Origin of the sequence: Roseovarius sp. D0-M9 (assembly GCF_037083805.1) — a bacterium.
In the GTDB taxonomy this organism is placed as follows: Bacteria; Pseudomonadota; Alphaproteobacteria; order Rhodobacterales; family Rhodobacteraceae; genus Roseovarius.
The window spans coordinates 1-10,473 of sequence record NZ_JBAPKZ010000063.1 but is presented as its reverse complement, the minus strand read 5'-3'; the positions used below and the strand labels follow the sequence as shown (position 1 = coordinate 10,473).

The window sequence follows — 10,473 nt, the reverse complement described above, 5'->3', positions numbered from 1 at the left end:
GTCGCCGGTCGGCTCAAGCACCTGCCCGCGTCACCCTACGACACAACATCTGGTGTGGTCGTGAACTGACCGGAGACCCGCACACCCACACAAACCGCGAAGAAGCCGTATTTTGGCGTTTTGGACATCTTGATGAAACCTTATTTTGTATCACAAAATGTATCACAATTTTCACCGTTTCTGTCCAGTGTATTTCTGATGATTTAATAAAAAAGTAAGGAAAGCAGTGTGTTAAGGTCATTTCGCACCTAATGGGCGAAGATGAGAGATTCCGCCCCCGGGCACCACTTGTTCAGCTAGATCATTGGCAACACCCCAGCTTGTAACTTGAGCCAGAAGCCGAAGACCATTTCAGGCCCTTTCACCTTCGCTAAGGACGAGCTGATCTATTTTCACTCGCCGCATTAAATGGGTGAAGCACCACGCCTCATTGTCTCGGATCTATCACGCAGAGAACGCCTGCTGAAAACGGAATGTTCTTGGCGCAGGTCGGTAAGGTCTTGGCCAGCGAAATCGGTAGGCGCTTCAGCGACGTGGTGGCGGGCAACATTTCCAATGTTCTGCACGAGTCGGGAACCAAGGCGATCTGATTTTTGGGGCGGCAGCCCTCAGGTTTGGTGGATGTAATGTCCCGGTGCTGCATCCAGCACCGGATAGCCGCAATCAGTTGAGCCAGGTCTGCGCGCGGGAACGGTACCGGTGCTGTAGTCCTTCAGCCAGCTTGCCCATTCGTGCCACCAAGAGCCCGGCACCGGGTCATGCGTGGCCAGCCATGTCTGGGGGTCGCGATAATGTGCGCCAGCGGGTCGGTGGCCGATGCGATAGTGTCGACCGGCATGGCCCGGCTCTGAAAGGATGCCGCTGTTATGGCCACCTTTGGTCAGCAGGAACTGCAGGTCGCAATCGGTGAAGAGCGCTGTCTTGTAGACCGACCGCCATGGCGCGATGTGGTCGGTTTCGGTGCCGACCACGAACATTGGCGCAGCGATATCCTTGAGGGCAATAACGCGGCCATCGACGGAAAACCGCCCGGCCGTGATGCGGTTCTCAAGGAATATCCCGCGCAGGTATTCCGAGTGCATTCGTGCGGGCATGCGTGTCGTGTCGTTCACCCAGACAGTGATATCGGTCGGCAGGTCAGGTTCGCCCAGAAAATATCGCCGGACTGCGCGCGACCAGATCAGATCTTCGGACCTGATCGCAGCGAAGGCTCCGGACATCTGCGGACGGTCCAGATAACCTTGGGACCACATCAAATCTTCCAGAAAGGCGACCTGGCTTTCGTCCAGAAAGAGGAGCAGCTCGCCAGCCTCGGCAAAGTCGACCTGTGCTGCCATCAGCGTGACCGAGGCCAGACGATCATCGCTGTCACGCGCCATGGTTGCCGCTGCGATGGCCAAGAGTGTCCCGCCAAGACAGTAGCCATTGGCATGCACCTTTTGCCCCGGCACGATGGCGTTGATCACGTCAAGCGCCTGCATGATACCCTGCTGGCGGTAGTCCTGAAGCGAAAGCTCCGCATGCTCGACCACGGGGTTGCGCCAAGAGATGCAGAACACCGTGTATCCCTCGCCGACCAGCCACCTGATGAACGAATTTTCCGGCGACAGGTCGAGAATGTAGTATTTCATGATCCAGGCCGGCACGATCAGGACCGGTTCGGCCTGCACCTGCTGCGTGGTGGGGGAATACTGAATCAGCTCCATCAGGTCGTTACGGTAAACGACCTTGCCCGGTGTCGCGGCCAGCGCTTTGCCAAGCGCAAAGTTCTCGGGCACAGGGCGGTGCTCCTGCGCCGCGATGTGGCGGGCATCGTCGGCGAAATGCGCCAACCCATCAACAAGGTTGCGCCCGGCGGTCTGCCATGTCTTTTCAAGGATTTCAGGGTTACCCAAGGGGAAATTTGACGGCGAGACCGTATCGAGAAGCTGCCGGATCATGAAGCCTGTCCGTTCCCCATTCGGTTTGTGCAGGCCTCTAAGCTCGGACGTTGCAGCGCTCCACCAATCCTGAGTGGCCAGAAAGCTTTGCTGCCAGTGCGCGAATGGTCCCTTGTCCCATCCGTCATGCGACCAGCGCGTATCGTAGCGGCCCGGCTTGAAGGGTTTTTCCGCGGTCCGGCCCGTCATCCTGGTCTGGGTGTAGTGTGCCAGTTTCAATCCGTTGGCCTGTGCCCGCTCGATCAGTTCCAGCTGCCTGCCAGGTGCGCGGGCCAGATGAATTGCCCAATCGCTCCACGCGTCGATAATCGCATGGGGAGACAGCCCGGCGGTCAGACGAGCAAGGCTGGCCATGGTGCTACGATCCAGCGCGGCGTGGCGATGGGGTGCCGTATCCGAAGGACCGGCACCGCCGGATTGGACTGCGACAGGATGGGTCACTGCCGGCAACTGGGGCGCGCGCTCCTCGGTCGGCAATTGCGAATTGTGGTGGGAGTCTCGGGTGGATTTGCGGGTCATACGGCGGCCGCCTTACTTGGTTGCGGGGGATGGACAGTCCGTGAGTGTGGTTTGATCGAAACCCGAAAGCAGCGTCGCGGCAGCCTCAAGTTTGGCGTGACACTTCTTCAATCTTTCAATTACCCGGTTAGGGGCAATCTTCAGCAGACCGCGCGCGCCCGGATCGACATCGCCCGGTCGCTTGAGCATGATCTCGTGGGGCAGGGCCGCTATGCTTTTTGCCCAGAGTGTCGCCAAGATGCCGCGAGCCGGCTCAGGATACCCGAGAATCGTCTCATAGGGAATTCGCTTGGGCTCAGATGCCTGCGAAAACCGACATCTCATTGGCACCAGCAGCACGACAGATCGAACGAGGCACCGGGCGGGGCGCGATTGTTTTTCGTCCATGGCGTTTTCCGTATGCCCCCCGATCAGATCTATCACCGACTGGCCTGCTTGGGCCCGACGCAGTCGCCGGATGACCCCACCGCGCGCCACGCGAGCCGGTTGAAAGGCTGCATACTCACCCGATCCACGTCGCCGATCCCTGATCTGGATCAAATCGGCTGCGCCGGTGCTTCTTCAAACCCGGACGTCGCGAAGCCGATGTCGATTTATCTGATGTATTCGGCAGAAAAAGCGTTTCGCCTTTGCTGACGCCTCAGGTTAAAGGCGAAACGCTTTAGGCTTACCATGATGATGGGTCCGTCAGGCCCGTCATTCATTTTTGCGTCGCAAAAGCCGACTTCCACCGTCTGGCTGCGTGCTTGTCAAACTCAAGGAAAACAAGCAGCAGCACGCCCGCCACTGCACATTGTGCAATCTGCAATGGGCTCAGCGCCACTGTAGCGAACAAGCGCTGCATGACCGGCACGTAGGTCAAGATGGCCTGCAACAGCACCACGAGCGCGACAGCTATCAAGACCGCCGGTGTGCCTTTGGCCCCTTGCCAAGTCAGCGACCAGCCATGGCTGTAACGGACAGAGAACAGATAGAATATTTCCATGGCGACAAGTGTATTCAAGGCCATCGTGCGGGCCTCATCCAGTCCAGCGCCCTGCGCTTGCGCTAGTTCGAACTGGCCGAATATGCCGATTGCGAACAAAATAGACACCAAGAACACGCGCCAAAGAATAAAGCGTGACAGGATCGAGGCCGCGACCCGCCTTGGCGGTTGCTCCATGACCGTCCGTTCGGGCGGCTCGAAGGCAAGTGACAGTCCCAAGGTGACGGCGGTCACCATATTGACCCACAGGATCTGCAAGGGTGTGATTGGCAGCATCAGCCCAAAGAGCACCGCGATGATCAAGGAGATGGACTCGCCCCCATTAGTCGGCAAAGTCCAGGCAATGACCTTCTTGAGATTGGCATAAACAGTGCGGCCTTGCTTTACCGCCTCGGCGATCGAGGCGAAATTGTCATCGGCCAGAACGAAGTCGGAGGCTTCGCGCGCCGCTTCCGATCCTTTTCGCCCCATGGCAATGCCTGCATCGGCGCGCTTTAGGGCGGGGGCGTCGTTCACGCCGTCACCAGTCATGGCGACAACCTCGCCTTGGGCCTGAAGCGCCTGCACCAGCCTCAGCTTGTGTTCGGGTGAGGTGCGGGCAAAGACATCGGTGTGCGCAATTGCAGATTCCAGCGCGCTGTCATCCATCTGGTCGATTTCTGCGCCGGTCAGGGGCGTATCTGTCTGCGCGAGCCCGATCTGGCGCCCTATGGCGGCCGCCGTGCCCGCATGATCGCCGGTGATCATCTTGACCGAGATACCTGCTGCGCGGCACTCGGCCACGGCAGTTATGGCCTCCTCCCTCGGGGGGTCGATCAGGCTGACCAAGCCCAGAAATGTCAGCCCTGATGCAACCGTGTCGTGGGTCAGGTCACCGCCCGGATGCGTCATTTCGGCCAAGGCCAGAACGCGCTGGCCATCGCCGGCAATCGTCGCGCTCGCGGCCTCCCAATAGCCCTTGTCGAGCGGCTCCGGGCCGCCCGGGCCCATCTGATCGGCGCAATGTGCCATGACCTGCTCGGGCGCACCTTTGACCAGCACCTGTCCATCATGAAGCACAGCCATGTAACGATAACGCGCGTCGAAGGGTATCGACGCCGTGGGGCGCGGGCGGTTCTCGATGTCGGCTCCCAGCTTGCCCGCAAAGGCCAGAAGCGCGCCTTCCATCGGATCGCCTTCGACCCTCCAGACGTTCTCGCCCCCTCGCACGAGGGCGGCCGTGTTGCAAAGCGCCGCGACCTGCGCCATGGCACTCAGCGCGTCTGATGTGCTGCCCGAAATCTCGCCCTCGGGGGCATAGCCATTGCCTTTGACTTGCACGGTGTCAGATGCAGTCACGGCGCTTGAGACCGTCATTTCGTTTCGTGTCAGCGTGCCGGTCTTGTCCGTGCAGATCGTCGAGACCGCGCCCAGCGTCTCGATGATCGGAAGGCGCCGGATGATCGCATTGCGCCGTGCCATGGACTGCACACCGATGGCCAGCGTCACCGTCAGGACGGCGGGCAACCCCTCGGGAATGGCCGCCACAAAGAGGCCAACGACGATCATGAACGCCTCGTCGAAGGGCATTGCGCGCACGGCCACGGTGAAGGCCAGAATACCCGCTGCCACCGCAAGGATGAACCCTGTCAGGTATTTGGCAAACACCTCCATCTGATGGATCAGCGGCGTCTTGAGGGTCTGGACCTGTGACATCATCGTGCTGATGCGACCGATTTCGGTGCCGCGGCCCGTGGCGGTGACGACGCCGATGCCTGTGCCCTCGGCCACCATGGTGCCGCTGAACCCCATGGATGTGCGATCGCCCAAATGGGCATCTTGCGCCACAGGATCGGTCGCCTTGCGCACAGGCACGGACTCCCCTGTCAGCATCGCTTCTTCGACGGTCATGCCTGCGACGTCGATGAGGCGCAGATCGGCAGGGATCCTGTCGCCGGCCTCCAGCACGACGATGTCGCCCGGCACGAGGTCAGCGCCCGCAATCGACTTGCGTTCGCCCGCACGGATCACATTGGCCTTGGGGGCCAGCATGTCGCGCAGCGCGTCCAGGGCCGCTTCGGCCTTGCCTTCCTGAACAAAGCCGATCACCGCGTTGATGACGACGACCGTCAGGATGACGCCCGTGTCTATCCAATGCCCAAGGCTGGCGGTGATGGCTGCGGCGGCGATCAACACGAGGATCAGCAGGTTATTGAACTGCCGCGCCAGTCTGGCCAACAGACCGGGGCGCGGGGCGTCGGGCAGCTTGTTGGGGCCATGATCGCGCAAAAGGGCCGCCGCGCGCTCTGCCTCCAGCCCGTCTTCGGTGCTGTTCAGGGCGCTGAGCACATCATCGGTTGCAAGGGCCCACGGGGCCCGACTTCTGTCCGGTCCGTTCACGGCGCAGTATATCCGCCATCGACCAGATGATAGCTGCCGGTCACGAAGCTCGCCCGATCCGAAAGCAGAAAACAGGTTAGCGCGGATACTTCACTGGCCGTGCCGGTGCGCCCCATCGGGTGCAACCCCGCCAGCCCATCCAGCATCTCTTGGTCCAGATTTTCTGTCAGCAGCGGCGTCTGGATAAAGGCCGGGCCGACCGCATTGATGCGAATCTTCTTGGTCGCGTATTCGATGGCTGCCGTCTTTGTGAGGCCCAAAAGCGCATGTTTGGATGCAACATAGGCTGAAGAATTGGCAAACCCGACGCTCCCCAGAATGGAAGCCATGTTGACGATCGCGCCGCCGCCGGCGCGTTCCATCGCCGGGATCTGGTAGCGCATGCCGTAAAAGACGCCATTCAGGTTGATGTCGATGACCTGCCTCCAAGCGTCCAGCGGGTATTCACTCACCGTCGCTTGGGCGCCACCGATACCCGCATTGTTCACGGCCAGATGCAGGGCTCCTGTCTCTTTTTCGGCAAAGGATACCAGCGCTTCCATCGCTTCCGCATCAGCGACATCCGCGGCAAAGCCGGCAGCCTTGCCGCCGTCGTTCTGAATGTCGGCAACGGTTTTGGCGCAGTCGTTATCGTGCAGGTCGGACACGATGACATAAGCACCGCAGGCGGAAAGCTCCTTGGCGATCGCCTCACCGATCCCTGACGCGGCCCCGGTGACGATTGCCGTTTTTCCCGAAAAATCGAACATGGTCTCTCACTCCTGTGTTGCGGATGATCGCAAGTCTTTCCTCATCCTGAAAATCGTGGTGCAAGGCGGTGGTATCAGGCAGAGATGGGTGCTGCTTTGCGCTGGCTCAAACGCGGACGGCGCGCATCCTGCCTAATGGTCATAGTGCCACCGTTTCGCACACCAGAAACATCACGCCGTCTTGCCGCGGCGTGTTCAGCAGGCGGGATAAATCTCTCCCAGTTGTGCGCTGGCGCCCGACGCGCTCGCGCCGGCGCTCCACCAGCCGACAGAGGGCCAGTCGCGGGCCATGAGCCGCGCCAGCGGCGCCCGTCAATGTACCGGGTCGGGAAGCCCCGTGACGACGCCGGTGCGCAGGACATCCGGGTCGTATGCCTTGCGCGCAAAGACCGTCCGCACGTCCTCGGCAAAGCTGTCCAGCGGGTCCATGGGGTAGGCGGGATCGAAGCTCGACTGATCCCATCGTTCGCAGAAGTCCGCGCAGGACTGGTAGCAGGGATGATCCTTGAACCGCTGACGTTCCTCGGGATCCCAGTCGAAGTGGTGGGCATAATAGGCCATCTGGAAGATGCCGTGATGCTCGACGACCCAAGACACTTCTTCGCGGACATAAGGGCGCAGGATCTCTGCCGCCATCCGGTCGTGATTCTGCGGCGCGAGCCTGTCGCCAATGTCATGCAAAAGCGCTGCCACGACCCAGTCCAGGTCGGCCCCGTCGTGCCGGGCGCGGGTGGCCGCCTGCAACCCGTGTTCCAGCCGGGTGATCCTGTAACCCGACAGGGTCTCCTCCGCCTGCGCGGCGAGTTCCTTCAACAGACGGTCGGCCGTGCCCGCCAGGAACGGCTTTTCAAGCGTCTCGAGCAACTCGTAGTCCGCGCGCGTTCCGTCCTTCATCTGCGTAAAGGAAACCGTGGGCTGTTTCTCGTTCATTGTATCGCCTCCGTCTTGTCGAACTTGCGTTGATGGCGTGTATAGCTCCTCACGACCGTATGGTTGCCAAAGTGATGCCTGGCGAACGCCTCATGGAAGTAGGGAGCACCTACGTCGGATGCTACTATCATTGATGGTGATCTGGCAAAGCGCGATTTCCAAGTAAAGAGCCGCGGGGACGGCGGTTCTGCCGTGTTCCGCAAGACGCCTTCACGGCCCGTTTCTGGCGCTCAGCGCGCAGCAACCGAGGTCGTTTGGTGCAATGGAGAACTGCGCCGTGGCGTGCGGCTGCACCCTTTCGACGATGCGGCTGGTTCAAGCCGACATGCGTTCCGAGCCTCTCGGCAAAGGACGCGCAGGGCACGAAAAGCGTGACCCTGTTTTGTATGACCTGCAATGGTCCCTTGAAACTTGGTGTGTTCGGCAGGCCGCAATTGCAAGGAACGGCGGCGCCTACGCTTCCAGAATCGATTTCAATTTTTGGGACAGTTCATTGTTCTGCACCAGAATCGTTTGAACCGGAATCTCGCGTTTCCACGTCGGTTTGAACTGACCTGGAGTATCTTCCATGGCCGAAGTTTCGAACAGAACATACCGTCTGCCGCTTGGATGGTGCACGAGATACCATGCGTCGCGCTCCAGTCGATTGTGACGAATAACCTCGTGAATTCTGGTCAGCTGAGACATCCCCGTATCCCCCCTTGGCGACTGCTCATAAAGTCACCGCGTTGCCACGACTATGACGCAGATCAATTTCCCTGCTGAAAATTGCTCTGGTCTCACTGCTGGTGAGGCGAGGCAGCTCGCCCCTCTTCCATCTTGGGTTGCACCCCTAGTCTAGCAGATTGTTCTGCCGGTGGGGTGCATTCCGTACGACCCGTGCTGATGACGCCGTCGCCCTGATGGCATAGGGTCCCTGCCTGTCTGAACCGTGTAAGGCCGTCTCGCCGGTGGGCGGCGTGCGCCGGCTGATATTGATATCCTTCATTCATCCTGTCTTGCTCCAGAGTTACATGTTTGCGGGTGCCGCGTTTGCGAGACCACATTTGGCACCCGGGCATCCGCAAAGGAGATCATCCGCCGTGTCTTCTCGTCCCACAGCTGTTTGCTTACGCAGTTCAGGCTTTCCCGGAGCGTGAGGCGCTGCGCCACAGCCAGCTGTGGATGATCGTGCAGGATCTCCGGCAGACGGTAGAAGGGAACACGGGCCTGAAGATGGTGAACGTGATGCACGCCAATGTTGGCGGTGAGCCAAGGCAGGATGCCGGGCAAAACGTAGTGCGAACTGCCATGAAGGGCGGCATCGTGAAGCCGCCAGTCGGCTTCGTGATCCCAGTGCGCTTCCTCGAATTGATGCTGAACATAGAACAACCAGACCCCGATCGACGCGGCGACAAGCATCATGGGCAGGAAGACGAAAATGAGAACTTTCGCACCGCCCAACCAGCCGACGATCCCCAGCAAGGCAATCAGCGCCAGATTGGTGCCCATTGCGCTGATCCAGTACCGCCACCCATCCCGCATGAAGCCGACTGGTAGCCGGTTCTGGAGGAAGAACAGGTAAAACGGACCAACGCCGAAAAGAACAAGTGGATGGCGGTAAAGGCGATAGCGAAGACGGCCAAAGGTCGAAAGATCGCGAAACTCTTCGACAGTCAGGGTAAGGACGTCGCCCATCCCGCGCCTGTCCAGATTGCCCGTCGACGCATGGTGCGCGCCGTGCATGCGGCGCCAAACGTAGTAGGGGGTAAGCGTCAGCACGCCGATGGCCCGCCCGGTCCAATTGTTCAGCGAGCGGCTTTTGAAGAATGACGCATGTCCGCAATCATGCTGGATCATGAAAAGCCGGGCCAGAAACGCCGCGTTCAGAATCGACAGGAAGGCGGCCAGCGCATAGCTGACATTGGTGCTCCACCACGCGAGCGCCCACAGCGCCAGAAACGGACCCGCGGTGACGCCTATTTCCCACAGGCTGCGCCAGAGCGATGGCTCCCGGTAGGCCGACAGGACGGCGACCCATTCCCGACTGTCGCGGATCTGCTCGGTGCCGGGGACGTGCAAACTGCGTCTCACCGGATGCGGATTCGGGTTCTGTGTCATGGGATTTGTCACCGCTCTGCTGTGCACCTCCATTTGGTCACCAGACGCCCCCCCTTGATGGGAAGTGTTCCGCCATGAGGCCGCCCGCCGCGCCTATCGGTCATTCCTTTCGTCCGTGGTGCTGCCCAAGGCGTCTCGGACCTCCCCTTCGGATTCTCGGCTGTGCTTTCTGTCATGTCTGCGTCAATTGGCATTGCGTGAAGCGATCCATCTTGGTCCAACGCCGGTTTGCGTGATTGCCCCCGGCCGCGCATGGTTTGCCGCCAAACAACAGCGTTTGGCACCGAAGCGTTCCGAAAAAATTTCAATGAAGCCTGCGTGCGGTTCGGGGGGATGGATTGCTATGGGCGCGACACTGACGCGGCGGGCAAGCACGGCGGCACGGGCTCCGTCATCTTTGCGGTGCGTTCCGTACTACCTCGGGCTTAGGTCTACCTTCCGCGATTGGGTGGCAGAGCGAACGAGCTACCCCGGTGAGTTGGCCGAGATTGCGTTAGCCCATAAGGTTGGCAACTCGGTAGAGGCTGCGTACCGACGCGGCGATCAATTGGAGAAGCGGCGGCAAATGATGGCGGCATGGGGCGATTTCTTGTCAGGAGACAGAAATCCCAAAGTAGTTCGGTTGGAGTTGGATTATGGCTGAGTTGACGCTGGCTGAGGCTGAGAAATATTTGAAGGGTGGAACGGAAGATTTCCAGAATGCCAATGATGAATTTCGACAAAGAGGGGCAGTTCGCATGTGGTTGGCGGGCGCTCTCATATATTTTCGGCTTCTTCGCGGTTTGTGTGGGTGTGCGGGTCTCCGGTCAGTTCACGACCACACCAGATGTTGTGTCGTAGGGTGACGCGGGCAGGTGCTTGAGCCGACCGG

General features: G+C 60.1%; 10 protein-coding genes. 3 read left to right on the top strand and 7 right to left on the bottom strand.

The window, feature by feature from the left end:
* Positions 1-218: hypothetical protein (locus V8352_RS20485; protein ID WP_336426129.1), on the top strand; the 218-nt coding region annotated here is incomplete at its 5' end.
* 390 nt (positions 219-608) lie between these two features.
* Here the strand turns inward: V8352_RS20485 and V8352_RS20480 are convergent.
* The gene (locus V8352_RS20480) at positions 609-2,459 is read right to left on the bottom strand and encodes a PHA/PHB synthase family protein (RefSeq protein WP_336426128.1); all 1,851 of its coding nucleotides are present in this window, start codon (positions 2,457-2,459) and stop codon (positions 609-611) included.
* 12 nt (positions 2,460-2,471) lie between these two features.
* A complete protein-coding gene (locus V8352_RS20475; protein WP_336426127.1) occupies positions 2,472-2,846 on the bottom strand; it encodes a hypothetical protein in 375 nt (124 codons plus the stop codon).
* Positions 2,847-2,858: 12 nt separating this feature from the next.
* Here V8352_RS20475 and V8352_RS20470 point away from each other — a divergent pair, with 12 nt between their 5' ends.
* Entirely contained in the window at positions 2,859-3,095 is a 237-nt protein-coding gene (locus V8352_RS20470) for a hypothetical protein (protein WP_336426126.1), read from the top strand.
* 64 nt (positions 3,096-3,159) lie between these two features.
* Here the strand turns inward: V8352_RS20470 and V8352_RS20465 are convergent, their stop codons facing one another.
* The 5 genes from V8352_RS20465 to V8352_RS20445 all read right to left on the bottom strand — a co-directional run bounded on the left by V8352_RS20465 (position 3,160) and on the right by V8352_RS20445 (position 9,575).
* Positions 3,160-5,823: a cation-translocating P-type ATPase gene (locus V8352_RS20465; protein WP_336426125.1), complete on the bottom strand. Its 2,664-nt coding sequence runs from the start codon at positions 5,821-5,823 to the stop codon at positions 3,160-3,162.
* Entirely contained in the window at positions 5,820-6,572 is a 753-nt protein-coding gene (locus V8352_RS20460) for an SDR family NAD(P)-dependent oxidoreductase (RefSeq protein ID WP_336426124.1), read from the bottom strand. Before V8352_RS20460 ends, V8352_RS20465 begins: the two co-directional genes overlap by 4 nt.
* A 312-nt stretch (positions 6,573-6,884) precedes the next feature.
* Positions 6,885-7,502, bottom strand: a complete 618-nt coding sequence (locus V8352_RS20455) for an HD domain-containing protein (protein ID WP_336426123.1) — start codon at positions 7,500-7,502, stop codon at positions 6,885-6,887.
* 453 nt (positions 7,503-7,955) lie between these two features.
* Positions 7,956-8,189 carry a hypothetical protein gene (locus V8352_RS20450; RefSeq protein WP_336426122.1) on the bottom strand — a complete coding sequence of 78 codons (234 nt, stop codon included), beginning with the start codon at positions 8,187-8,189 and terminating at the stop codon, positions 7,956-7,958.
* Positions 8,190-8,486: 297 nt separating this feature from the next.
* A complete protein-coding gene (locus V8352_RS20445; RefSeq protein WP_336426121.1) occupies positions 8,487-9,575 on the bottom strand; it encodes a fatty acid desaturase in 1,089 nt (362 codons plus the stop codon).
* A gap of 732 nt (positions 9,576-10,307) precedes the next feature.
* On the opposite strand from V8352_RS20445, the gene V8352_RS20440 reads away from it, so the two are divergent.
* Positions 10,308-10,442 (top strand): hypothetical protein, encoded by a 135-nt coding sequence (locus V8352_RS20440; RefSeq protein WP_336426120.1) that lies wholly within the window; start codon positions 10,308-10,310, stop codon positions 10,440-10,442.
* Positions 10,443-10,473 lie beyond the last annotated feature (31 nt).